We start from the raw sequence: 24465 nt of genomic DNA, 5'->3' as shown, positions 1-24465 counted from the left end.
GCTTGGCTCAAAAATGGCTGTCAGTCGGCGATGATAGTCTATTTTTGAACAAAGATGTCGATCTGACACGAGTACTGCCGCTTCCTTACACTTCGGCCGCCGCATCCTGCACAGCCGCGAGCGCCGTCGGCGGCAGGCTGGCACGGTCGCGCAGCAAGGCTTCAAAGGCGTGCGCTGCCAGCGGGCGGCTGAAGAAGTAGCCCTGCATTTCGTCGCAGCCATGGCGCCGCAGGTAGTCGAGCTGCTCGGCCGTCTCCACCCCTTCGGCAATCACCGACAGCTTCAGGTTGTGCGCCAGCGCGATGATCGAGGCCACGATCGCGGCATCGTTGGCGTCGCGCGTGATGTCGGAGACGAACGAGCGGTCGATCTTGAGCACGTCGATCGGAAAGCGCGACAGATACGACAGGCTCGAATACCCGGTGCCGAAGTCGTCGATCGACAGATTCACGCCAAGCGACTTCATGCTGTGCAGCAGTTCGACCGCGAGCGTGACGTCGCTCATGAACAGGCTTTCGGTCAGTTCGATCTCCAGCAGCGAGGGCGCCAGCCCGGTCTGGGCCAGCACGGCGCGGATGTCGGCCAGCAGGTTGGGCGCGCCGAACTGGCGCGCCGACAGGTTCACCGCCACCCGCAGCATGCCCAGCCCGGCATCCTGCCAGGCCTTGTTCTGGGCGCAGGCGGTGCGCATGACCCAGGCGCCGATCGGCACGATCAGCCCGGTTTCCTCGGCCACCGAGATGAAGCGGTTCGGCGCCACTACGCCCAGTTCGGGATGCTGCCAGCGGATCAGCGCTTCCATGCCGACGATCTCGCCGCTGGCCAGGTTGACCTGGGGCTGGTAGTGCAGCACGAATTCGTTGCGCTCGAGCGCACTGCGCAGCGCGCTTTCGATGCGTACCCGTTCCTGGGCTTCGTCGTTCATGGCCGGGGTGTAGAACTGAAAGTTGTTGCGGCCCAGTTTCTTGGCGCGGTACATGGCGATGTCGGCGTGTTCGATCAGGCTGCCGGCCGGGGTGTCGGGGGTGGGGAACACGGCCACGCCGATGCTGCAGGTGACGAAAAATTCCTTGCTGCCGAGCGGCACCGGCGGCGCCACCGCATCCATCAGGCGCTGCACCACGTCGGCCTGCAGGCGCTCTTCGGCGTGCTCGGTGAGGATGACGACGAATTCGTCGCCCGACAGGCGCGCCACGGTGTCGGTGTCGCGCAGGGCCGCGCGCAGGCGCGCCGCGACCGTCATCAGGACCACGTCGCCCGCCTTGTGGCCCATGCTGTCGTTGACGAATTTGAAACGGTCTAGATCGATCAGCAAGACCCACACCGGCCGCTCGCAGCGCAGCGCATACGCCACCGCCTGGGTCAGGCGGTCCTGCAGCAGGCTGCGGTTGGGCAGGCCGGTGAGCACGTCGTGATGGGCGATGTGGTGGATCCGCTGCTCGGTCAGTTTGCGGGCGGTGATGTCGGTGCCGGTACCGCGGTAGCCGCGGAACACGCCGCCGGCGTCGAACACCGGTTCGCCGTTGATGCTGAACCAGCGCGCTTGGCCTTTTTCGTCGACGGTTTCGTATTCGAGTTCGGCGAACGCTTCGCGCGCCAGCAGTTGCGCCATGTGGGCCTTGCCCCAGTCGCTGTCCTGCATGCCGGCCACGGTTTCCCAGCGCGTGCGGCCGATCAGGCGCCCGGCCGCGACCCCGCCTTTTTCGCCGACCCCGCCGGTGATGTCGACAAAGCGCAGGTCGGCATCCTGTTCCCAGTACCAGTCGGACGACATGGTGACCAGCTGGCGGAAGCGCTGTTCGCTTTCCTGCAGCGCCGCTTCGGTGCGGCGGCGCGCCAGCACGTCGTCGAGCAGGCGCTGGTTCGACAGTTTCAGGTCGGCGGTGCGTTCGTTGACCAGCAGCTGGACCCGGCGCGAGCGCTGCACCAGGGTTTGCACGAAGGCGGTGATCAGCAGGGTAAACAGCAGGCCGCCGGCCAGGGTGAACACCGAGCCGGGATGGTTGTGCAAAAACGGACGCGGGGCGGCGCTGACCACCACGGTCCAGGGCTGGCCGGCCACGCTGAGCGCGGCGCTGTGGCGTTCGCGGTGGCGCGCGGTGGTCCAGCGGCGCACCGGGCCGAGGGAGGCGTGCTCGCGCATGGCGCTCTCCAGCCCGGCGCTGGCGTAGACCAGGTGCGCCGGGTCGGTGCCGGCATTGGCGTAGACCGCCAGGTGCACGCCCTGGTCGGCGTGCAGGTCGGCGCCGCGCAGGATCTTGTCGACCAGTTCGCGCGCGCGGATGATGGCGGCGGTGTCGCCGATCAGGGCGGCGCGCCGTTCGGCGGCGCTGCCGAGCGGGGCGCCGGGCCGGTACACCGGCATGATGACTTCGAAGCCGCCCTGCGGGCGCTTGTCCTGCGCCAGGCTGAGCAGGCCGGTGGCGACCGCGCGCCCGCTGACGGCGGCTTGATCGAGCGCGTTCATGACCTGCGCATTGATGCCGACGGACAGGCCGAAGGCCGCTTCGTTGCCTTGCATCGGTTCGAGGTAGTCGACCACGCTGTACTGGGCCCGCGGCGGCGCCAGGTGTCTCCCCTGCGGCCCCATTTCGGTGATGCGCGTGCCCGGCACCACTTGCTGCAGCTCGGCCTCGGCCGCTGCGCGCCCGGCGCCGCTGACCAGCCGGTGGTAGTTGAAGGCCTGGATGAAGGGGTAGCGCTGCAGCAGCGGCTGGGTGAAATCGTGGAATTGGCGGCGCGTGACCGGGTGCACCGTGGCAAACAGCTGATTGGTCACGGTCACCACTTCGACCGCTTCGTCCAGCCCTTGGCGGATGGCGGCCACGCGCACAGTGGCGCGCTGCTGGAAGGCGAGCGCGTGCTTGTCGTCCTCGAGCCGGGCCACCACCACCGCCAGCAGCACGGTGGCGGCCAGTCCGCCACCGAGGGTGAGCGCCGCCGCGACGGAGAGCGAGAACGGCAAGCGACGACGCAACATTTCCTGTTTCCTAAAAGAAGAGGGCGGCGCCCGGGCGCCGGTATGGATGCGGCCTTAGTTTGTCACAAAATGATGAAAATCGGTAAGGTGATTGATCTCTAGCAACTAAAAAGCGACGTTCCCGTGCTAAGGCGACATTTATTTGGAGCGATTGAACGGATGTTGCAGCCATGCCACGACGGCGTGCGCCAGCAGGCGGTTCAGTACCCTGTGGCCGAGGCCCTGGCGGCGCGCCACCCAGCGCTGCAGGCGCAGGGCGCGCGGCAGCCGGGCGGCGGGGTCGAGCCGGGCCGGGGCCTTGACGGCGAACAGGATGCGGTTGTTGCCGGCGATGCGATCGAACCAGCAGACGCGGTCGTTGAACATCAGGCGCAGGCGCTCCAGCATGCCGGCGTAGCGCGGGTCGTAGCTGAAGATATTGGCCACCAGCACGCCGCCATCGCGCAGGGCGCTGCGGCAGTCGCCATAGAAGCGGGCCGTGCCCAGCGCCGGCGGCAGGCCGGCGGTGTCGAAGCCGTCGATCACCAGCACGTCGGCGCAGGCGGGGTGGGCAGCCAGCCAGTCGACCGCGTCGGCGTGGACCACGGTCAAGCGCGCGTCGTCGGGCGGAACGCAGAACTGCTCGCGCAGGGCGATGACGTCGGCGCGCAGCTCGATGACGGTGATGCGCGCGCGCGGAAAGTGGCGGTAGCAGAATTTGGCCAGCGAGCCGCCGCCCAGGCCGACCATGACAATGGCGCGCGGGCGCGGCACGAACAGGGCAAAGCACATGATGGCGCGGCAGTAGGCCAGCACCAGCGCCGCCGGGCGCGACAGGCGCATTTCGGACTGCACGTCGCCGGGCATGAATTCGAGGGTGCGGCGGTCGCCGCGGGTGTGCACCAGCGGCGCGGCGCAGACCGGGGCATGCCCGGACGACGGCGCGTGCAACGGCGGAGGCGATTGGTCGGTCAGTGGCGGCATGGCGGTCGGGTGCGGGCTGGGCTGGCGCCAGTATAGCGGAGCGCGTGGCGCAAGCGCACCCGCGCGCCCCTGTTGCGCCCCATCGGTTTCTGATAAGCTGATCCTGCCCCGGCTGTGTGTGGCCGGCATCAGCGGCCAGCCTGCGGCGCGGCCAACCCGGAGAGACTATGTTTTTAGACCACCCCACCATCACCGCGACCAACAGTTTCACCGAGCCCGACCGCATTGAGCGGCTGACCCGGGTATACGGCTATGTGGTGGCGCTGGCCGACCTTGCCGGTGTCGAGGGCTTCATCGAGAAGTTCACCCAGATCCACGATCACAAGGGCACGCTGATCGTGTTCTGGAACGACCTGCCCAATGACATCGAAAAGCAGTTCTTCGCGCAAGCCTGGGCCAGCAAGATCGGTGACGGCAGCAGCAACGTCGAACACGAAATCTGACGCCCCCAGGCGCCGCCATGGACATCACGACGATGTTGTTTGCGCTCGCGCTGGGCAACCTGAGCCTGGCGGCGGCGCTGTTTTTCTACGAATACGAACGCGGCAAGTCGCTCAGCTGGTCGACCTGGGCCATCGCCAAGCAGTGCCAGGCGGTGGCCTGGCTGCTGTTGTATTTCAACGCCAGCGGCGTGCTGCCCGATGCGGTAGCGGTTCCGGCCGGCTACGCGGTGCTGTTCGCCGGGGTCGGCCTGGAAGCCGGTGCGCTATGGGAAGCGGCCGGGCGCCTGGCCTGGCGCCGCGTCGCCTATCCAGTCATCGGCCTGTCGGTGGCGCTGTTCCTGGTCTGCTACGTCATCGACGAAGCCGGGATGCGGGTGGTGGCCGGCGCGCTGATCCTGGGCGGCCTGCACCTGGCCGGCGCGGCGGCGCTGGTGCGCGGCTGGCGCGGCGGCAGCATGCTGCACCGCTTCCTGGTGATCGCCATGACGCTGCTGGCGCTGCTGGTGGCGGCGCGCGGCATCCTGGTGCTGACCATGCCCGGCGGCTGGGGCTGGCTGAGCAAGGGCTTGCTGCAGGTGCTGACCTCGGGCGCGCTGTACTTGCTGATGTTGTTGAATGGCTTCGGTTTCCTGCTGCTGGCGCGCGAGCAGCAGCGGCACGAACTGGACCGCCTGGCGCTGGTCGATCCCTTGACCGACCTGCCCAACCGGCGCAGCTTTTTCGCCGCCCTGGCGCCGTGGATGGCGCTGGCGCGCCGGCCCGGCCAGCCGAGCGCGCTGGTGATGCTCGACTTCGACCAGTTCAGGCGCGTCAACGACAGTTATGGCCATCCGGCCGGCGACACGGTGCTGCGCAGCGTGGCCGACGTATGCAAGCGCCAGTTGCGCGACAGCGACCAGCTGGGCCGCCTGGTGGGGGTGGAGTTTGCCCTGCTGCTGCCGCGCGCCGGCCTCGATGAGGCGCTGCTGGTGGCCGAGCGCATCCGCGCCGCGGTCGAAGCCAGTCCGGTCAAGACCGAACGTGCGATGATTTCGATGACCGCCAGTTTCGGCGTGACCGTGATCCGTCCGGACGACAGCATGGTGAGCCTGTTCAAGCGCGCCGACGAGGCCCTGCGCGCAGCCAAGCAGGGCGGGCGCAACAAGGTGGTGGCCGCGCCCACCGGGGATGCGCCGGGCGGGGAAGCGTCCGGCGAGGAAACGCCGCCCGTGTAGCGCGGATGGCATACTGCGATTGCCGACGGCGCCGGTCATGACCGCGTCATAAAACTCCGTTACTGTGATTGGTTTTGCAGCGGGAGAGCCTTGATGACAACAATACAGAAAGAGGCTTCGATGTACGCTGCCGTAGATTTAGGTTCCAATAGTTTTCGCTTGCATATAGGCAAGCACGATGGCGATGCGATCCGCGTGTTAAAGAGCGTGCGCGAGCCGATCCGCCTGGCCGCCGGGCTCGACGCCAAGGGCAACCTGACCGAGGCGGCCATGCAGTCGGCCCTGGCCTGCCTGCGCAATTTCCAGACGGTGCTCGCCGCCTACCGCTTCGACCCGCAGCTCGATGCTGTGCGCGTGGTCGCTACCTCCACCTTGCGCGTGGCGCGCAACGGCGCGGCGTTCCTGCCGGCCGCCGAGCAAGCCATCGGCTATCCGATCGAAATCATCTCGGGCGAGGAAGAGGGGCGCCTGATCTACATGGGCGTGGCCAGCACCCTGGCCGACGCCTCGGAGCGGCGCCTGGTGATCGATATCGGCGGCGGCTCGACCGAAATCATTCTCGGGCATGGCCCGGACATCGAGCGGGTCGAGTCGTTCAGCATCGGCACGGTCAAGCAAAGCCTGTCGTTTTTCGTCGGCGGGCGGATCGACGCGGTCTCGTTCGAGGCGGCCATCCTGTCGGCGCGCAGCCACTTCGAGGATGCCGCGCCGCCCTACCATCCGCAATTCTGGAAGCAGGCCTACGGTTCCTCGGGCACGATCCGGGCGATCGCCGACATCATCGCCAAGAACTGCCTGGGCGACGGCAAACTCTCCGCCGCCGGACTCGATGCGCTCAAGCTGCGCTTCATCGCGTTCGGGCAGGTGGCGCGCATCGACATGCCGGGCCTGCGTCCGGACCGCGCCAGCACCATCATCGGCGGGCTGGCGATCCTGATCGCGCTGCTGCGCGAACTCGATATCGATGTCATGCAGCCGGTCGAGGCGGGCCTGCGCATGGGCGTCATGTGGGACCTGTACCTGCGCTCGATGCAGCGCGACCGGCGCGAGGAATCGGTGGTGGCGCTGGCGCGCAAATTCCATGTCGACGATGACCGCGGCGCGCGCGTGGCGGCGCTGGCCAGCGCCATGTACGCGCAACTCAAGCCGGCCGGCGACGGCTGCGCCAAGCTGCTGCGCTGGAGCGCGCTGCTGCATGAAATGGGCATGGTGGTGTCGCAGACCGGCTACCACAAGCATGCAGCCTACATGATCGAGAACGCCGACCTGCCGGGGTTTACCACGCGCGAGCAGCGCGTCATGGGCAAATTGATCCTGGCCCAGAAGGGCAATCTGCGCAAGGTGGCCGAGGCGCTGAGCGACACCGACTTCGCCAAGGCGGTGCTGGCGCTGCGCGTGGCGATCCTGCTGATGCATGCGCGCATCGACGCCGACGCCGATGAACTCAAGCTGCGCATGAAGAACCGGATCGATCTCGAGATCCGGCGCGAATGGGTGGGCAGCCACCCGACCGTGTCGTACTGGATCGAAAAAGAGCAGGAATGGTGGGACGAGGTGGGCATCGATTTCAGCGTGCGCAGCGTTCCATAGGAGGCGCCCGGCACACGAGTGCCGGGCTGGCGCTATTTTTCCAGGGCCGGGGCCGGGGCAGCGGCCTCGCGCATCAGGTCCGGCTCGCTCAGGCGCGCCCTGGGCACCCTCAATTGCGGTACCGAGACCATCGGAGGCAAGCGCCCGATGCCGGGAGTGGCGATGCGGCGGGCCGGATTGCCCGGATCGACCATGTTTCCGTTGAGGGCGTCCATGTGCACCGTGACCGGCTTGCCGTCGATGGAGGCGCGCAGCACGATCACGCCTTGTTCCCGCTTGATCACGGTTGCTCCTGGCACGCCGGCCGCCCGCAAGCGCTGGAGGGCGACATCGTTCGAGATCAAGCCGATGCGCGGCTTGGCGCCGCGCGGGTCGTCGTCATGGGCGGCGGCCGGGGAAGGCAAGCTCGCGCATGCGGCCATCAGCACGAGCAGGGAGAAAGTGGTTTTCATGGGCTTGGACTCCACGGTAAAGAGCGGAAGGAATGGCGCTTACGGTATCATCAGCCGCGTCGGCGCCGCCGCGTTGTCGGCGCGGGCGGCGGCACGGCTTGCCGGAGGCACGCACACAACGTCGTCCGGGAAGGCTTCACGCCACACGAACCCGGAGTCGCAGGTATTCGGACCGTAGGCGCCGCCGCCGGGCTGGCGGCGCGAGGATGCCAGCGCGTTGTCGTCGCGGGCTTGTTGCCGTGCGGCGGGGGACACGCACACCCAGTCAACATCGTCGGCCTCGCGCCAGACAAATCCGCTCTGGCAGGTGTTCGGCCCGTAGGCTATGCGGGCGGGATTGGCGCGCGCGCCGGCCTGCGCGTTGCTTGCCCTGGCGCGCGTGCGCGAGGCGGGCGGCACGCAGACAGCGTCGCCGTCGAATGCCTCGCGCCACACGAACCCGGAGCGGCAGGTGTTCGGACCGTAGGCGCCCCCGCCCGGTTCCCTGCGGCTTGCCGCCTCGGCGTTCTCCTGCCTGGTTTCGGCGCGCTCGGCCGGGGGCACGCAGACCAGGTCGCCGGGTTGGGCTTCACGCCACACGAAGCCCATCAGACAGCGCGCCGCCATCTCGGAGCGCACGCTCACCGTCGCCTGGTTCGTGGCCGGGTTGATCGACAATACCCTGATCTGCACGCCGTTGGCATCGAGCGCCTGCGCCGGGGCCTTGTCGGCGCGCGCCAGGTCGCGCTGGAGCCACGCAATCTGCTCCCCCACCGGCACCCCGGCGGCGTCGCGGTTGCGCTTTACTTCGTGGATCAGTACGGTGTCTGCCGGGATGCCCGCGCTCCAGCGATCTTTACGGATGAATTCGATGGTGTAGTAGCGGAAGAGATCGTCCGGGGCAAAGGGCACGCGCACCAGCAGCGCGCCGGACGCTTCGGGGTGATTGGTGGCCGCAAGCGTATAGATGGCCTCCGACGCGCCGTTTGCCGCGTGCACCGCGATGCGCGAGCGCGGCAGCCATCCCATGCGATCGAGGTGCGGCGCCACCAGGGCTGCCGGAGCGGCGCCGAACGGTGTGGTCGCAACATAGCTGTTGGCCCAACTCATGGCGTCCCACGGATCGTCGTACTCGCCGATGGCGGCCCAATCGACGTTACGGTAGTCGGGATTGTTGGAGAAGGTGTGATTGAGGCCGATCCCGTGGCCTCCTTCGTGCACTGCCAGGCCGACCTCGAAGTCGAACGCCATGAACGCGCCGCCGTTCCACCCGAAGGCGTCGATCCCTGGCGAGGTCACGATGTAGCGGATCGCACCCGGTGGCACGGTCAGCGCACCGGATGGCGCGGTCCGCGCCGCTTCGACGCAGGCATTGATCTTGTCCGACCGATTGAGCGCCTGCAGTTGCCCGGTAGTTTGCGACATACGGTACCAGCCATGCACTTCCGACCCCGCATTATTGAAGTTGACGTACGAGATGTCGTGCCACCAGTCCGCGAGGCCGCCGTTACCGGGAGTAAACAAGAGCCTGCGATAATAGTCCGCCGTCCGCAGGGCGGCGCCGTCATCCGCACTCTGGCAAAGCAGCACGTGGATTTTGGTCGAACCGCGGAATGGCCGGGCCTCGCTTGAAGCGGCGACCAGGCTGGAAGCAAGGAAGCAGATACTGAGAAAACGTCGCCACATGGTAATGACCTCCCTGACTGAGTTACCCGTCGCATGGCATGAGTCCTGGCCGGCGACAAGATCATGAAATCCGCGTGTCACCACATGGGTTCGATAGTCCCTTTTGGTCGATACGCCTCGGCGGCCCGGCCTGCTGTGGTGATGTAAAGCATGGGACAGAACGCAGGCATGCCTGGATCGTCGAGCACCAGGCAGCAGCGCTGGATGCTCTCCATCTTGAAAGTGTGCGCATAAAAATATATATTTCTCCTTCACATTTTGTTTCAAGAAGCGGCACGACATGAGACTTAGTCTAGAACGCTGAAAACGTGAAGAAGCGATCTGCGTCAAGCGCTTAAGTCAGCCATGTCGGACGCGGCGCTGCGCCACGGTTGGCGGCCGGTTGAAGTGAGCCGATCGCTCGCACGGAAAGGGAGGCAGGGCAAGTGGCTGTGGTTTCGTTGCGATAAAGGATATTTCGCCATGTGCTCCGGCGAGCTGCACTGAGCAAGGCCCGCCTGGGCCGTGCGGCGCGAGGGCTGTCCATGGAGCCGCCTTGCGCTTTGCAATCGCCCGAGCGGCCCAGCCCAGCCTTTGCTGGCGGGCCTGCACAGGGGAAGCGGTTTGGCAAGCCTAGCAATATTGCGGGGTCGGTTGGCGCCGGATTTTTGTATCAAACATCCATCAGTAGTGGCATAATTGCCAACGCCTGAACGGAGAACGGCGTTTGTACGACAAAAATAAGAGGTGACCTTGACCCAGGCCCCGGACGGATACACCGTGATCGATACCTTGCGCGCGGACGAGCAGTTCGTCCTGCTGCGCGCGGCGCGCGACGCCGACCGCTTGCCGGTGCTGCTGCTGGCAGCGCACGGCGCGGCGCCCCATGCTACTGCGCTCCTGGAGCACGAATACGCCCTGCGCGAGGTGCTCGACGGCGCCTGGGCCGCCACGCCGCTGGCGCTGCTGCATGGCCACGCAAGCGCCACCCTGGTGCTGGCCGACAGCGGCGGCGCGCCGCTCGACCTGTCCGCAACGCCCCTCGATCTGCCCGATTTCCTGGCGCAGGCGGCCGCGATCACGCTGGCAGTGTCGTATTCGCACCACAGCCGCCTGGTCCACCGCGACCTCGCCGCCCACCATATCCTGTTCGATCCGGCCACCGCCGGGGTGCGCCTGACCGGCTTCGGCATGGCCACGCCGCTCAATGGTCCGGACGACCCCCAGGCCGACCTGGTGCGCCTCGGCCTGATCCTGTATCACATGCTGTGCGGCGCCGCGGCGCAGGCAGGCGGCGACGGCGCGCCCGGGCCGCTCGCGCCGCACCGGCGCCGTCCGGGCGTGGACCGCATCTGTTCTTCGATCGTCGCGCGGCTGCTGGCCGCCGACCCGGCGCAGCGCTACCAGAGCGCGGCCGGGCTGTACGCCGACCTGCAGCACTGCCGTTCGATGCTCGAAGCGCAGGGCCGGGTCGAGCCCTTCGTGCTGGGCTGCCACGACGGCGCCCTGCGCGTGCGCATTCCGGCGGCGCTGGTCGGGCGCGCGCCGCAACTGGCGCTGCTGGACGAATCCTTGCGCCACGCGGCCGCCGGCGGCGCGCCCCAGCTGGTACTGGTGTCGGGACGCGCCGGCACCGGCAAGTCGGCCCTGGTGGCGGCCCTGCGCCGCTCCGACGCGGCCCAGGGCGCCACCATCATCGCCGGCAAATTCGACCAGCGCCAGCGCGACATCCCGTACGCCACCCTGGCCCAGGCTTTCCAGGGGCTGGTGCGCGAACGCCTGCGCGAGGAGCCGGCCGCGCTGGCGGCCTGGCGCGCCGCGCTGCGGGAGGCCCTCGGCCCCAACGCGCGCCTGATGCTCGACCTCATTCCCGAGCTGGCGATGGTGATCGGCGAGCACGCCAGCCCGCCGCCGCTGGCGCCTCCAGAAGCGCAGAGCCGCTTCGATGGCGTGTTTCGGCGCTTCCTGCAAGCGTGCCGCCGTCCCGGCACGGCGCTGCTGCTATGTCTTGACGACGTCCAGTGGATCGATCCGGCCAGCCTGAAACTGCTGTCGCACCTGCTGACCCACCGCGGCATGGACCACATGCTGGCGATCTGCGCCTGGCGCACGCGCGAGGCGAGCGGCGCGCATCCGATGGCGCTGCCGCGCGACGCCATGCTGGCCAACGGCGCGCAGGTGCGCGAGGTGGTGCTTGAAGCGCTCGACCGCGCCGAGGCCTGCGAACTGGTGGCCGCGGCGCTCGATTGCGATAGCGCCGAAGCGGCCCCGCTGGCGGCGCTGGTGTTCCCCAAGACGGCCGGCAATCCGTTTTTCACCTTGCAGTTCCTGACCCGCCTGGGCGAAAACCGCCTGCTGCGCTTCAGTGACAGCGCCGCGTGCTGGGAGTGGGATGCGCAAGCGATCCAGGCCCGCGAGTTCTCGGACAACGTGGTCGAGCTGATGGTGGCGCGCCTGGGCCAGCTGCCCGGCTGCACGCTCGACCTGGTCAAGCTGCTGGCCTGCCTTGGGCCCGATTGCGGACTCGATACGATCGCGCTGGTGTCGGGCATGTCGCTGCTGGAAACGGACGAATATCTGTGGCCGGCCGCGCGCCTCGGGCTGATCGTGCGCGAGCCGGGCAACTACCGCTTTGCCCACGACCGGGTGCAGGAGGGCGCGTATTCGATGATCGCGGCATCCTCGCTGCCCGAGCGCCACCTGCATATCGGGCGCCTGCTGCTGGAAAACGTGGCGCCCGGTTCGCTCGACAAGCACGTGTTCGACATCGTGCACCACCTGAACCGCGCGCGCGCGGCCATGCGCGACACGGCCGAACTGCGCGAGCTGGCGCGCCTGAACGCGCTGGCCGGCACGCGCGCGCGCAACGCCATCGCCTACGATTCGGCGCGCAATTACTTTTCGCTGGCGGCCGCGCTGACGCCGGCGCGCGCCTGGAAAGATGACCTCGACGGCACCTACGCCATGTACGCCGCGCTGGCCGAATGCGAATACCTGTGCGGCCACCTGGAGCGCGCCGGGCGCCTGTTCGAGCTGCTGGTCGAGCAGTCCCGTTCGCGCATCGACCTGGCGCGCGTGGCGCTGCTGCGCGTGGCCGTGTACCAGCTGCGCGAACGTTTCGACCAGGCGGTGGCGGTGGCCCTCGATGCGCTGGCGCTGTTCGGCGTGACCTTCCCGGCCACGCGCGCTGAAATCGACTGGGCCCTGCGCGAGGAACGCGCCGCCATCGACGCGCGCATGGCCGGGCGCAGCATCGACAGCCTGCGCGACGAGCCGGCCAGCACCGATCCGGAAGTGGCGATCGTGACCGAGCTGCTGTCCGATATCGGTTCGCCCGTGTTCGCGGTGCGTCCCGAACTGTATTTTCTGCTGGCCGCCAAGGCGCTCAATTACACGCTCACGCACGGGAGCAGCGAGTCGAGCTGCATGATTTACTCGCGCTACGCGATCCTGCTGGTGTCCCTGGGCGCGGTCGAGGATGCGTTTGCGTTTTCGGCGCTGGCCATCGAACAGGTGCAGTTCAATGCGCCGCCGTCCAAGCGCAGCGGGCGCCTGCGCTTCGTGCACGCGGCCTATATCCACTCGTGGCGCGATCCGATCGCCGCCAGCGTGGCACCGCTCGAGCAGGCTTTTGCCAGTTGCGAGCGCGCCGGCGACCTGCCGCACGCCGGTTATTCGGCCCACGTCGCGACCTGGAATGCGTTCGAGGCCGGGTTGCCGCTGGCCGATGTACGCCGGATGGCGGAGCACTACCAGGGCTTCGCGCGGCGCCACGGCAACCACGCGCTGGTGCGCCTGTTGCGCGGCTACGAGCAACTCGCGCTGACCCTGATGGGCGAGGATGGGCATGGCGAAGACGGCGCGGCCGGCGCCATTGCCGTCATCGGCCAGGGCAGTTTCGGCGCGTCGCGCGCGCGCTATCTGCTGATGCAGCAGGTGCTGGCGTTCGCTTTCGGGCGTTACGAGGAGGCGCTGGCGGCATCCGAGGCAGCGGCGGCCAACCTGCATTTTTTCCTGGCCTCGCTCAACGAGACCACGCATCATTTCTATCATGCGCTGGCGATGACGGCGGTGTACCGCACGGCGCCGCCGGCGCGGCGGCGGCGCCTGCTCGAAGCGGTGTGCGACAAGCACGCGCTGCTGGCCGGCTGGGCGGGTTCGTGCCCGGTCAATTTCGCCAGCCGCCACCTGCTGGTCGGCGCCGAACTGGCGCGCATCGACGGCAATCCGGCGGGCGCCATGCGCGGCTACGAGGATGCCATCGCGGCGGCCATGGAGGGCGGCTTCGTGCAGAACGCGGCGCTGGCCTGCGAACTGGCGGCGGCCTGCTGCCGCGAACGCGGCGCCGCCTTTGATGCCATCGACTACGGCCGCCGCGCGCTGCGGGCCTGGGATGCCTGGGGCGCCCAGGCCAAGGTGCGCGACCTGCTGCGGCGCTTCCCGGAACTGGCGGCGGACGCCTCAGTTGGCGAAGCGACATGCGGACGCGCGGCCGAATGACGTCAGCGTGCAAATATTTCCGCATGGAATGTGATCCAGCTCAATATCCGGAGCTTGGCGCGGCCAGTTGTGCGATATTCGGCGTCAAGTTGCCGTAAGGTTGTACGAACTCAAGAAAAGTGCTGCGCGTCGGCAATTGAGTAAATCGTATATACTGTTTAAATCGATATCAAGACGGAGTTATTCAATGGCCAAGACTGCAAGCGAAAAAACCAACGGACACACGATCGCGGAGCTGAAGGCGGCCGCCCCGGCAACGCGCGCTGTCAAGACGGCGCCGAAAAAGACGGCTGGCGCGGCGGCGGCAGCGGTGAAGAAGGCGGTACCGACCCGTAGCCCGGCCAAGGCCGAGGCCGAGGTCAAGCCGGCCGTGCGCAAGAGCGCCGCAGCCAAGGAACCGGTGAAGGCGGTTGCGCCTGCACGCGCCAAGGCAGCAGCGAAGGCAGTACCGAAAACAGCAGCGAAGGCAGCAGCGAAGGCAGCACCGAAGGCGGCACCGAAAGCAGCACCGAAGGCGGCATCGAAGGCGCCAGCGGCTGCGCCGGCAAAAACCGCGTCCAAACCGGCAGCGAAAAGCATCACCGGCAAGGCCGCCAAGCCGGCGCCGAAGCTGGCAGCGGGCGTCGCGCCGGATGGCGATGCCGACGTTGGCACGCGCGACAAGGCGCGCAAGGCCAAGCTGGTGCGCGACAGCTTCACCATGCCGGAGCAGGAGTACGCGGTGCTCGGCCAGGTCAAGAAAGCCTGCCTGAAAGCCGGCTTCGAGATCAAGAAAAGCGAATTGCTGCGCATCGGCGTGGCGCTGATCAGCGACCTCGATATCGCCACCCTGCAAAAGGTGCTGTCGAGCCTTCCGCAGCTCAAGACCGGCCGCCCGAAAAGCGAATAAGCCGCGCGCCGCGTGTCATCTGCCTGACACGCGGCTGTCATTTGCCTGACAAATTACGCAGTTAGGCTGTGCTTCGTCGCCACTGAAAGGACGAAGCATGCAAAACCTCCATCCCCACCTGGATACGAAACCGGCCGCGCCGCGGCTGCTCCTTAGCCTGGCGTCGACGCCGGCCCAAGTGCGCGAAGTGCAGCGCCTGCGCTACAAGGTCTTCATCGAGGCGATGGGCCTGTCCGCGCTGGCCAATGCCGAGCGGCTCGACCGCGATGAATTCGACGAGCACTGCGAACATCTGATCGTACGCGACGCGTCCACCCTCAAGGTGGTGGGCACCTACCGGGTATTGAGTCCGTCGCGGGCGCGCCGGATCGGCCGCCTGTACGCCGAAAACGAATTCGACCTGGGCCGTCTGAATCATCTGCGCAACCGCATCATCGAAGCGGGGCGCGCCTGCATCCATCCCAAATACCGCGGCGGCAGCGTGATCATGCTGCTGTGGGCCGGCCTGGCCGAATGCATGCGGCGCGAACGCTGCGATTTCCTGGCCGGCTGCGCCAGCATGAGCGTGGCCGACGGCGGCCACAATGCGGCCGGCGTGTACCGGTCGCTGATCGGCAAGCACGCCGCGCCGGCCGAATACCGGGTCACGCCGCACCTGCCGTTTCCGGTGGGGGCATTGGAAGCGGCCGGCAAGGTGCAGGTGCCGGCGCTGGTCAAGGGCTACGTGCGATCGGGCGCGTGGCTGTGCGGCGAGCCGGCCTGGGATCCTGATTTCGAGAGTGCGGATTTGTTCCTGCTGCTGCCGCTGGCGAACCTGGACAGCCGCTACGCGAAGCACTACGGGATGGAATAGCTGGTGTCCGCACGGGGGCTCGGTGGGGATGCAGCGGGACGGCGCAAGCGGTACAGCATATCGACGTCTGCGCCATGGGGCACGCAGCAATACAACGGGCGCCGGACAATGCGCTGCCGGCGCCAGGCAGCTGTGCAGAACTGCCTAGTGCATTGACGCGTTCGACAAATCCTTCAAGTCGCGGATACTCATATCCGACTTTTCGTGCATGCGCAGCAAAATCGTCGCACCCACGGCCAGTTTTCGATGACGGATCTTGCTGATGATTGGCGGCTGGACTTCCAGCACGCGGCACAACTCCGCATCGTTCTTGAGGTTCATTTTTTCGATCAAGGTGTCGAGCAGCTTGTTCGGCACAAAGCTCGATGGTTCGAGCGCTCGAGCGCGGTTCATCGCCTCGATCATTTCCAGTTTCTTTTGCCGTACGTTCATCGTACTCCTCCAAAGATTATTTTTTCATTGATGGGGGACTGATCGACTGTTGGTCAACTTCAACCCGTTTGTTACATTCTGATATATTTCATGCACCACGGGTTTGTTCCGATGATACTACCGAAAGAATATACTCGCAGCAAAGTTGATAAATTAAACGACGGAAATGCGGCTTTTAGCGCACATCTTGCACAAAATGCAATCCTGAGCGGGTCAAAATGAGGGTTTTGTCCGCTTGCGCGGCTGCGGCGTGAGAATGTGTGACCATTATTGCACTAGCGCCGCTCGCCTTTACTTCATCCCGAAGCAACGCCAGGATGCTGTCGGCGGTCTCCGGATCGAGGTTCCCGGTCGGTTCATCGGCCAGCACCAGGGCCGGGCGGTGCACCAGTGCGCGGGCGATCGCCACGCGCTGCATTTCGCCACCGGACAGCTGGCGCGGAAAATCGCCGCCCCTTCCGCCCAAGCCGACCGCGGCCAGCATGGCGCCGGCGCGTTCCTGGCTCTGGCCATTCAATAACAGGGGCAGGGCCACGTTCTGTTCCAGGGTCAGGTGCGGCAGCACGTGGAAGGCCTGGAAGATGAAGCCCATGCGGGTGCGGCGCAGGCTGGTGGCGGCATTGTCGTCGAGCGCCGACATCGGCTGGCCGTCGATCACGATGTCGCCGCTGTCGGGCGCATCGAGGCCGGCGATGAGGTTGAGCAGGGTCGACTTGCCGACCCCCGACTCGCCCATGATGGCGACGAATTCGCCGGCCTTGAATTGGTGCGAGAGGCGGTTGAGCACCGGACGGCCGTTGTAGGTTTTGGCGAGATCGCGCAGTTCGAGCATGAGAAATACCTGGTGACGGAGGGTGGGGCTGGCCGCAGGCCTAGCGGGTGAGGGCGCGCCGCAGCGCAAAGCTGGCGGCGTCGACCAGCGCGACGAGCAGCAGCATGGCGATGATGACGGTGGCCGCGTTTTGCATCTGGAACAGCGACAGGTGAAACTTGAGCATCTGACCGAGTCCGCCGGCGCCGACCACGCCGAGTACCGCGGCGGCGCGGATATTGTTCTCCCAGCGGTACAGGGTGTACGACAGCATCTGGGGCAGCGTTTGCGGCATGGTGGCATACAAGAAGGCCGCCGCCGGCGCGGCGCCGTTGGTGAGCAGGGTGGCTTCCGGATGCGGATCGGCGTTTTCGAGCGCGTCGGCGAACAGGCGTCCGAGCACGCCGCTGGTGTGCGCGGCCAGCGCCAGGGTGCCGGCGAACGGCCCCAGGCCGGCCGCCACCAGCAGCAGCGAGGCCCACACCAGTTCCGGAATCGAACGCAGTACGTTGAGCAGGCCGCGCGCGAGGACGCGCTGCACCTTGCCCAGGCGGCCGGCGCCGGCGATCGCCAGCGCCATGCCGCCGGCGACCGCCAGCAAAGTGCCGATGGCCGACATCGACAGCGTTTCGGCGGCGGCCAGCGCGGTCTTGCGCAGGAAGGCGGGGGAGGTTTCGGGCGGGGTGAAGCCGGCCAGGAATTCGGTGGTCACCGCGAGCGCGTCGGGCGAGAAGAAGGCCGACCATTGCAGCTGCAGCGAGGCGAAGCTGGCGACGACGAGCGCCACGATGGCCCCCGCCAGCAGCCACGTCGAGACGCGGCGCGGCGGCGCGGGGGGCAGGGGGCGCGCGCTCATCCGAGCCTGCGGCGCAGCAGCTTGGACACGGCATCGGCCAGGGCCACCAGCAGCACGAACACGATCAGCATGGTGCACACTTCGCCGCCGGCCATCATGCGGGTCGATTCATCCATGCGCTGACCGAGTCCGCCGGCGCCGACAAAGCCGATCACCGCCGAGCCGCGGATGGCGCACTCCCAGCGGTACACGGTGTACGAGACCAGTTCGGCGCTCGATTCCGGCAGCGCCCCGTACAGGAGCGCGGCCAGGCGCGAACTGCCGTTGGCCAGCAGCGCCCCGGTGGCATGGGCGTCGGTCGATTCGAGAATTTCGGCGTACACCTTGCCCAGCATGCCGCTGTAGGTGAGCGCGATGGCCAGCACGCCGGCGGTCGGCCCCAGGCCGACCACGCGCACGAACAGGATGGCCCACACCAGCTCGGGCACGCTGCGCAGCAGCACCAGCACCCAGCGCACCAGCTGGCGCAGCAGGCGGGCGGCCCAGTGCATGCGCAAGGTGCCCAGGCGCGAGATGGACAGGCGTTCGGTGATGATCAGGGTCGCCGGAATGGCGCCGAGTAGGGCCAGGGTCAGGCCGGCGGTGGCGATGGCCACCGTCTGCCAGGTTTCGCGCAGCACCATCGCCAGGAATTCGGGCGCCAGCGCGGGCTTGAGAAAGCCGGCCAGGAACTGGCTGGCCGCCGCGAGGCTTTGCAGGTCGAACAGGATCCAGGGCTTGAATTCGCTGAACACCAGGGCCGGCCACAGCACGGCCGTGCCGATGGCGAGCATGGCCAGGCGCGCGCGCCAGGCCGGGTCGGGATGGTGGACGGTTGCCGCGGGCATGCGTCAGAAGCATGCGCCGACGGCCAGCCGTTCGGGCGTTTCATGTGGCTGCGGCGCGTGCGGCACCACGGCTTCGTTCTGGTAAAGCGCCGCGATCATCTTGTCGCTCACGTCTTCGCGCGCGGCATCGAACACGATGCGCCCGTCGCGCAGGCCGACGATGCGCGGGAAATGGGCGCGCGCCATGTCGACCTGGTGCAGGCTGCATATCAGCGTGGCATTGCGGTGCGCCGCTTCCTGCTGCAGGGTGCCGATCGTCATCCGGGACAGCGCGGGGTCGAGCGCGGAGAGCGGCTCGTCGACCAGGAACACGCGGGCCGACGAGAGCAGCAGGCGCGCCAGGCCGCAGCGCTGGCGCTCGCCGCCGGAGAGGCGGTCGACGCGCGCATACAGTTTCTCGCCCAGTCCGAAGCGCACTAGGGCCGCGTGGGCGGCGTCAGGATCGGCCGGCTTGAACAGGGAAGCGAGCGCCTGGCCCAGGGTCCATTCGGGCAGGCGCGCCGCCAGCACCGCCGTGACCACGCGCTGGCGCGGCGGCAGGGGCGGCGTTTGCGGCGCCAGGAACAGGCTGGCGCGCAGCTTGTGACGCGCCGCGCCGGGCAGGGCCCACGGATCCTGCCCGAGCACCTGCAGGGTGCCGCCGGCCGGCGCGTGGGCGCAGGCGAGGGTGGCCAGCAGGGTGGTCTTGCCGGCCCCGGACGGACCGATCACGGCCAGCTGTTCGCCCTGCGCCACCGCCAGGTCGATCTCGTGCAAGGCAGGCGCCTGCGCGCCGGCCAGGTGACGCACGGTGAGCTTGCCGAGGCGGTAGGAGTCCATGCGCGCGTACTGTGCTTACTTGAGCAGCTTGGCGCTGCGCGCGGCGGCCTCGATGGCGCTGTAGTTTTCCGGCTTGGTCGGCACGAACTTGCTGGCTTTTTGCAGTTCCAGGATTTCCTTGCCTTCCGGGGTCGACTTGTCGAGGGCGAGGAAGGCGTCGGTCAGCTTCTTCTTCATCGGCGCGGGCATGTCGGCGTGCACGGTCCAGTTGTAGTCGAAGTAGCCCGGGGTGGTGTAGAACACGCGCACGGCGGCCGGGTCGACCTTCTTCTCGGCGACCAGCTTTTCCCAGACCGAGATATTCAGCGCGCCGGCATCGACCTTGCCGCCGGCGACAGCGGCCACGGTGGCGTCGTGCGCGCCGGAGTAGGCCACGCGCTTGAGATCCGCGTCCGGATCGATTTTCGCAGCCAGCATGTAGGAGCGCGGCATCAGGTGACCCGAGGTGGACGACTCGGAACCGAAGCTGAGGGTCTTGCCCTTGAGGTCATCGAGTTTCGTGATGTCGGCCTTGGTGGTGACGAACACCGAACGGAAGGCGGTGTCTTCCTGGCGCTGCACCAGCGGCGTGACCTTGCCCTTGCTGCGCACATTGGCCTGCACAAAGGTAAAGCCGCCGAACCAGACCAGGTCGAGGCGCTTGTTGACCAGTCCCTCGACTGCGGCCGGGTAATCGGTCACCGGCGTGAATTCGACTTTCAGGCCGGTGGCCTTGGCCAGGTAGTCGCCCAGCGGCTTGAACTTGCGCTGCAATTCGGTCGGCGCTTCGTCGGGAATGGCGGACACGCGCAGCACGCCCGGCGTGACCTGGGCGATGGCGCTGGCACTGGCCAGCAGCGCGGTGGCGGCTAATGATGCAGCCAGCATGGACTTGAGGGTGCGCAGGGCGGAGAAGTGGGTCATGGTTGCCTATCTTAGGGAAGTGGGGTAGACGCCGGCCAGCGAGCACGCTTGAACGTTGGTCGGACCGTTAAATACAGGATATTCAGCTATGATAACAAAAACACCAACGCAGCGATTTCGATTGACCACTACTCCTATGCCGACTTCCAGCCTTGCCGAAGCGCGCGATGCCCGCGCCAGTAGCGCCGTTGTGTCCGAACTGACTGCCGGCCTGCTCGGCAGGAGTGCGGCGATCTCGCCCAAATTCCTCTACGACGCCCTGGGATCCCGGCTGTTCGAGGCGATCTGCGAATTGCCCGAATATTATCCCACCCGCACCGAAGCGGCCATCGTGGCTAGCCACGGGGCCGACATCGCACGCGCGGTGGGCGTGGGCAGCACGCTGATCGACCTGGGCGCGGGTAATTGCGCCAAGGCGGCGCGCCTGTTTCCGCTGCTGCATCCGGCCCAGTATGTGGCGATCGACATCTCCTACGATTTCCTGCGCGAGTCGATCGAACGCTTGCAGCAGCGCTTTCCGCATATCGAGATGACGGGGCTGGGACTGGATTTTTCGAGCCATCTCGATATGCCGGGCGTGGTACGGCCCGGGAAGCGCCTGTTCTTTTACCCTGGTTCCTCGATCGGCAATTACACGCCCGACGAAGCACGCGCCTTTCTGCGCCGCGCGCGCGCCGAGTGCGAGGACGACGGCGCGCTGCTGATCGGGATCGACCTGGTCAAGGATTCCGCAACGCTCGACGCGGCCTATGACGACGCCATCGGCGTCACGGCGGCCTTCAACCTGAACATCCTGCGCCACGTGAACCTGCTGATCGGCTCCGACTTCAACGTGGCGCAGTGGCGCCATCGCGGCTTTTTCAACGACGACGAAAGCCGGGTCGAAATGCACCTTGAAGCGCGCGAAGCGCTGACCGTGCGCTGGCCGGGCGGGGAGCGCCGTTTCAGCGCGGGCGAGTCGATTCACACCGAGAACAGCTACAAGTACCGCCAGAGCGCGGCGGTGGGCCTGCTTGAACAATCCGGCTTTCAGAGCGTGCATGTGTGGACCGATCCGGACCAGTGGTTCGCGGTCATCTACGCGCGCGCCATCCCCCGATGAGCATGCGCGACCTTTACGACGGCGTGCGCAAACGTTCGCTGATGCTGGCGGAACCCTTGTCGGACGAAGACTGCGGCGCGCAGTCGATGGCCGACGCCAGTCCCGTCAAGTGGCACCTGGCGCACACCACGTGGTTTTTCGAGACCTTTATCCTGGAACGCTTCGAGGAAGGCTTCGCGCCGTTTCATCCGGCCTTCCGGGTGCTGTTCAACTCTTATTACAACGGTATCGGCGAGCGCCATCCGCGCGCCCAGCGTGGCGCGCTGACGCGTCCCGCCATGCGCGAGGTGCGCGCCTACCGCGCCAATGTGGATGCGCGCGTGGCGCGCCTGCTGGCGGCGCAGCCGGGTGATGAGCTGCTTGGCTTGCTGGAACTGGGCTTGCAGCACGAGCAGCAGCACCAGGAACTGATCCTCACCGACGTCAAGCACCTGCTGGCGCAGAACGCCATGTGGCCGGCCTATATGGATAGTGCGCTGGCGCGCGCGCAGCCCGGCGCGCCGCTGGCGTGGATCAGCTTTGACGGCGGCCTGGCCGATATCGGCCACGCCGGTGCCAGCTTCAGTTTCGACAACGAGCTGCCGCGCCATCGCCAGTATGTGGCGCCGTTTGCGCTGGCCTCGCGCCTGGTGACCAATGGCGAGTACCTGGCGTTCATCGAGGCGGGCGGCTATCGCGAGCCGGCCCTGTGGCTGTCCGAGGGCTGGGACTGCGTGGGCGAGCTGAAACTGGCGCACCCGCTGTACTGGCAGCGCGACGCGCACGGGCAGTGGCACGAATTCACGCTGCACGGATTGCAGCCGCTCGATGCGGCGCGTCCGGTGACGCATCTGTCGCTGTATGAGGCCGATGCGTTCGCGCACTGGATGGAGGCGCGCCTGCCGACCGAGGCGGAGTGGGAAGTGGCCGCCGCCGGCATCGACGCGGCGACGGGCGGCCTGCATCCGGGGGGCGCGCCGCAGGGCGCGGGGCTGACGCAAATGTTCGGCGAGTGCTGGCAGTGGACCAGCAGCAGCTACGCGCCGTATCCCGGCTATGCCTGCGCGCCCGGCGCGCTGGGCGAATACAACGGTAAATTCATGTTAAACCAGTATGTCCTGCGCGGTTCCTCGTGCGCCACGCCGCCCGGTCATGCGCGCGCCAGCTACCGCAACTTCTTCCCGGCCGGTGCGCGCTGGCAGTTCACCGGCATCAGGCTGGCGCGATGAAGGGCTCCAAGGGTCTGCGCTTGCGTATCTTGAACCGCCGCGCCAACGCGTACGTGCTTGGGCATCCGCTCGCATTCGCGTGGCAGACGCTCAAGGGTTTCAAGGCCAACCAGGGCTTGCTGCTGGCCGGCGCGGTGGCGTATTACGCGCTGCTGTCGATCGTGCCGTTTCTGATGCTGGTGGTGGTGGCGCTGTCGCACTTCATCGACCAGGCCGAGTTGTTGTCGACGCTGGCGCGCTATCTGGAGTGGCTGGTGCCGGGGCAGTCCAACGCCATTGTGAAAGAACTGTCGCACTTCATGGACGACCGCGACCTGGTCACCTGGGTGCTGTTTGCCAGCATGCTGTTTTTTAGCTCGCTCGCGTTCACCGCGCTGGAAAATGCGATGAGCGTGATCTTCCATCACCGGGTAGCGATCCGGCGGCGGCACTTTTTGATCTCGGCCATCCTGCCTTACTGTTATATCCTGGCGCTCGGCGCCGGCATCATGATCGTCACCCTGGTGGCGGGCACGCTGCAGGTGATGGGCGAGGAGAGCGTGTGGTTCCTCGGCTACGAGTGGTCGCTCAACGGCGTGTCCGGGGTGCTGCTGTATTGCCTGGGGCTGACCGGCGAGATCCTGGTGCTCAGTTCCATCTACCTGGTGATGCCGGTGGGGCGGCTGTCGCTGTCGCACGCGCTCATTGGTGGCGTGACGGCGGCGCTGCTGTGGGAAATCGCACGTCATGTGCTGGTCTGGTACTTTTCGACCCTGTCGCAGGTGAATATGGTGTACGGCTCGATGACCACCGCCATCGTGGTCATGTTCAGTCTGGAGATCGGCGCGACCTTGCTGCTGTTCGGCGCGCAGGTGATTTCGGAATACGAGCGGGCGGGGCGTAACGAGCAGCACAAGGAACCGACCCCGATGACCACGCGCCCGGCGCAATAATGCGATAAAGTTTGCTGCATCGCACAAACGTGTGATACACTACGTTCAGTGGTGAAGTTCAACGAACCGAAGCACTATCCAGAGCCTGCACCGCCGCGCAATATGTGTAATGTCGCAAAGGTAGATGGTTGCAATAGCATGGATTTGTAATTCCGAATACGGTAGTCGATTTACACGTCAGGGCACCACGCAGATAGCATGGGCGCCTGAGACACGATTAAAGCATTGGTAATACATTGGAATAGAGCTCGCTTCGGCGGGCTTTTTTTTCGTCTATGTGGCGCCATTCAATGAGAAAGAGAATTTCCAATGACCCCGGAGATGAGATCCAACGGCGCATTGACGGAACAAGTCGTCTGTCGCCAGTGCTTTCAAGCCGCTGCGGTCGCACTTGGCTATAACGATGACCGCGGTACGCTGCGAAGCTGGGAGTCGTTCCATTGCCCCCACTGCGGGTTGATGTGGGAGAGTGACGATGTCGGTTTTCTTCAGCCGGAACCACGTGCCCGGATGCTGAAGGAGCACGGCGAGTGGACCCTCAGGATGGCGTGCACCAAGTCGGCATTTAATGCCGTCAAGGTATTGCGCAGCGCGCTTGACCTCGATCTGATGACCGCGTATGCCGTGCTGAAGCATGAATCCGGCATCGTGTTTACCGGCACCGTGCACGAATGCTTGTGGCTCAAGCGATTACTGGAGAGGGCTGGTGAGAGCCCCGTCATGGCCGAATTGACCTAAAGCTGAGTTGCCGGCGCCAGCGGCTGATGCCCGGCGCGACACGCGCCGCCAAATCGAGGCGATAATGTTTGCTGCGCCGCACAATCCTGTGCTACACTACGTTCAGTGGTGAGGTTCAAACGACCCGAAACCCGTCCAAGGCCTGCACCGCCGCGCAATATGTGTAATGTCGCAAAGGTAAATGGTAGCAACAGCATGGATTTGTAATTCCGAATACGGTAGTCGATTTACACGTCAGGGCACCACGCAGATAGCATGGGCGCCTGGGACACGATTAAAGCATTGGTAATACATTGGATTAGAGCTCGC

General features: G+C 66.5%; 20 protein-coding genes. 10 read left to right on the top strand and 10 right to left on the bottom strand.

Going from position 1 to position 24465, the window contains the following annotated elements; translation table 11 throughout:
• Positions 1-85 precede the first annotated feature (85 nt).
• Positions 86-2980, bottom strand: coding sequence for a bifunctional diguanylate cyclase/phosphodiesterase (locus CR152_RS28610; RefSeq protein ID WP_099880672.1), 2895 nt, complete (start codon positions 2978-2980; stop codon positions 86-88).
• A 138-nt stretch (positions 2981-3118) separates the two neighbouring features.
• Positions 3119-3943, bottom strand: coding sequence for a fused MFS/spermidine synthase (locus CR152_RS28605; protein WP_167399966.1), 825 nt, complete (start codon positions 3941-3943; stop codon positions 3119-3121).
• Between the two features lie 167 nt (positions 3944-4110).
• Here CR152_RS28605 and CR152_RS28600 point away from each other — a divergent pair, with 167 nt between their 5' ends.
• From CR152_RS28600 to CR152_RS28590, 3 genes are all read left to right on the top strand, one after another.
• Complete coding sequence (locus CR152_RS28600) at positions 4111-4386, top strand: hypothetical protein (RefSeq protein ID WP_099880670.1); 276 nt, start codon at positions 4111-4113, stop codon at positions 4384-4386.
• 17 nt (positions 4387-4403) lie between these two features.
• Positions 4404-5600, top strand: coding sequence for a GGDEF domain-containing protein (locus CR152_RS28595; RefSeq protein ID WP_099880668.1), 1197 nt, complete (start codon positions 4404-4406; stop codon positions 5598-5600).
• 120 nt (positions 5601-5720) lie between these two features.
• Positions 5721-7190: a Ppx/GppA phosphatase family protein gene (locus tag CR152_RS28590; protein WP_099880666.1), complete on the top strand. Its 1470-nt coding sequence runs from the start codon at positions 5721-5723 to the stop codon at positions 7188-7190.
• Positions 7191-7222: 32 nt separating this feature from the next.
• On the opposite strand, the gene CR152_RS28585 is transcribed toward CR152_RS28590, so the two are convergent.
• Together CR152_RS28585 and CR152_RS28580 are read right to left on the bottom strand one after the other, a co-directional pair.
• Positions 7223-7642 (bottom strand): hypothetical protein, encoded by a 420-nt coding sequence (locus tag CR152_RS28585; protein WP_099880664.1) that lies wholly within the window; start codon positions 7640-7642, stop codon positions 7223-7225.
• A gap of 39 nt (positions 7643-7681) precedes the next feature.
• Positions 7682-9145: a zinc metalloprotease gene (locus CR152_RS28580; protein ID WP_157778801.1), complete on the bottom strand. Its 1464-nt coding sequence runs from the start codon at positions 9143-9145 to the stop codon at positions 7682-7684.
• 894 nt (positions 9146-10039) lie between these two features.
• Here CR152_RS28580 and CR152_RS28575 point away from each other — a divergent pair.
• From CR152_RS28575 to CR152_RS28565, 3 genes are all read left to right on the top strand, one after another.
• Complete coding sequence (locus CR152_RS28575; RefSeq protein ID WP_167399965.1) at positions 10040-13786, top strand: ATP-binding protein; 3747 nt, start codon at positions 10040-10042, stop codon at positions 13784-13786.
• 187 nt (positions 13787-13973) lie between these two features.
• On the top strand, positions 13974-14675 hold the full coding sequence (locus CR152_RS28570; RefSeq protein ID WP_099880659.1) for a hypothetical protein: 702 nt from the start codon (positions 13974-13976) through the stop codon (positions 14673-14675).
• A 97-nt stretch (positions 14676-14772) separates the two neighbouring features.
• The gene (locus CR152_RS28565) at positions 14773-15528 is read left to right on the top strand and encodes a GNAT family N-acetyltransferase (protein ID WP_099880658.1); all 756 of its coding nucleotides are present in this window, start codon (positions 14773-14775) and stop codon (positions 15526-15528) included.
• Between the two features lie 144 nt (positions 15529-15672).
• Here CR152_RS28565 and CR152_RS28560 read toward each other — a convergent pair whose 3' ends face one another.
• From CR152_RS28560 to CR152_RS28535, 6 genes are all read right to left on the bottom strand, one after another.
• Positions 15673-15960 carry a hypothetical protein gene (locus tag CR152_RS28560; RefSeq protein ID WP_054263205.1) on the bottom strand — a complete coding sequence of 96 codons (288 nt, stop codon included), beginning with the start codon at positions 15958-15960 and terminating at the stop codon, positions 15673-15675.
• A gap of 175 nt (positions 15961-16135) precedes the next feature.
• Positions 16136-16792: an ABC transporter ATP-binding protein gene (locus tag CR152_RS28555; RefSeq protein ID WP_099880657.1), complete on the bottom strand. Its 657-nt coding sequence runs from the start codon at positions 16790-16792 to the stop codon at positions 16136-16138.
• Positions 16793-16832: 40 nt separating this feature from the next.
• Positions 16833-17627, bottom strand: coding sequence for a phosphonate ABC transporter, permease protein PhnE (gene phnE, locus CR152_RS28550; protein ID WP_099880656.1), 795 nt, complete (start codon positions 17625-17627; stop codon positions 16833-16835).
• The gene (locus tag CR152_RS28545) at positions 17624-18454 is read right to left on the bottom strand and encodes a PhnE/PtxC family ABC transporter permease (protein WP_099880655.1); all 831 of its coding nucleotides are present in this window, start codon (positions 18452-18454) and stop codon (positions 17624-17626) included. Before CR152_RS28545 ends, phnE begins: the two co-directional genes overlap by 4 nt.
• Before the next feature lie 3 nt (positions 18455-18457).
• Positions 18458-19273: a phosphonate ABC transporter ATP-binding protein gene (locus CR152_RS28540; protein WP_099880654.1), complete on the bottom strand. Its 816-nt coding sequence runs from the start codon at positions 19271-19273 to the stop codon at positions 18458-18460.
• A gap of 15 nt (positions 19274-19288) precedes the next feature.
• The gene (locus tag CR152_RS28535; RefSeq protein WP_099880653.1) at positions 19289-20176 is read right to left on the bottom strand and encodes a putative selenate ABC transporter substrate-binding protein; all 888 of its coding nucleotides are present in this window, start codon (positions 20174-20176) and stop codon (positions 19289-19291) included.
• A gap of 136 nt (positions 20177-20312) precedes the next feature.
• Here CR152_RS28535 and egtD point away from each other — a divergent pair, with 136 nt between their 5' ends.
• The 4 genes from egtD to CR152_RS28515 all read left to right on the top strand — a co-directional run bounded on the left by egtD (position 20313) and on the right by CR152_RS28515 (position 24156).
• Positions 20313-21278, top strand: a complete 966-nt coding sequence (gene egtD / locus CR152_RS28530) for an L-histidine N(alpha)-methyltransferase (RefSeq protein WP_099880652.1) — start codon at positions 20313-20315, stop codon at positions 21276-21278.
• A 2-nt stretch (positions 21279-21280) separates the two neighbouring features.
• The gene (gene egtB, locus CR152_RS28525) at positions 21281-22486 is read left to right on the top strand and encodes an ergothioneine biosynthesis protein EgtB (RefSeq protein WP_370663835.1); all 1206 of its coding nucleotides are present in this window, start codon (positions 21281-21283) and stop codon (positions 22484-22486) included.
• Positions 22483-23418 carry a YihY/virulence factor BrkB family protein gene (locus CR152_RS28520; RefSeq protein ID WP_099880649.1) on the top strand — a complete coding sequence of 312 codons (936 nt, stop codon included), beginning with the start codon at positions 22483-22485 and terminating at the stop codon, positions 23416-23418. The genes egtB and CR152_RS28520 overlap by 4 nt, the downstream gene beginning before the upstream one ends.
• Before the next feature lie 309 nt (positions 23419-23727).
• Complete coding sequence (locus CR152_RS28515) at positions 23728-24156, top strand: hypothetical protein (protein WP_099880648.1); 429 nt, start codon at positions 23728-23730, stop codon at positions 24154-24156.
• Positions 24157-24465 lie beyond the last annotated feature (309 nt).

The sequence above is a fragment of the Massilia violaceinigra genome (genome assembly GCF_002752675.1).
GTDB lineage: Bacteria > Pseudomonadota > Gammaproteobacteria > Burkholderiales > Burkholderiaceae_D > Telluria_A > Telluria_A violaceinigra.
Note: the sequence above shows the minus strand (reverse complement) of the source record. Positions and strands in the feature narration are given on the sequence as shown.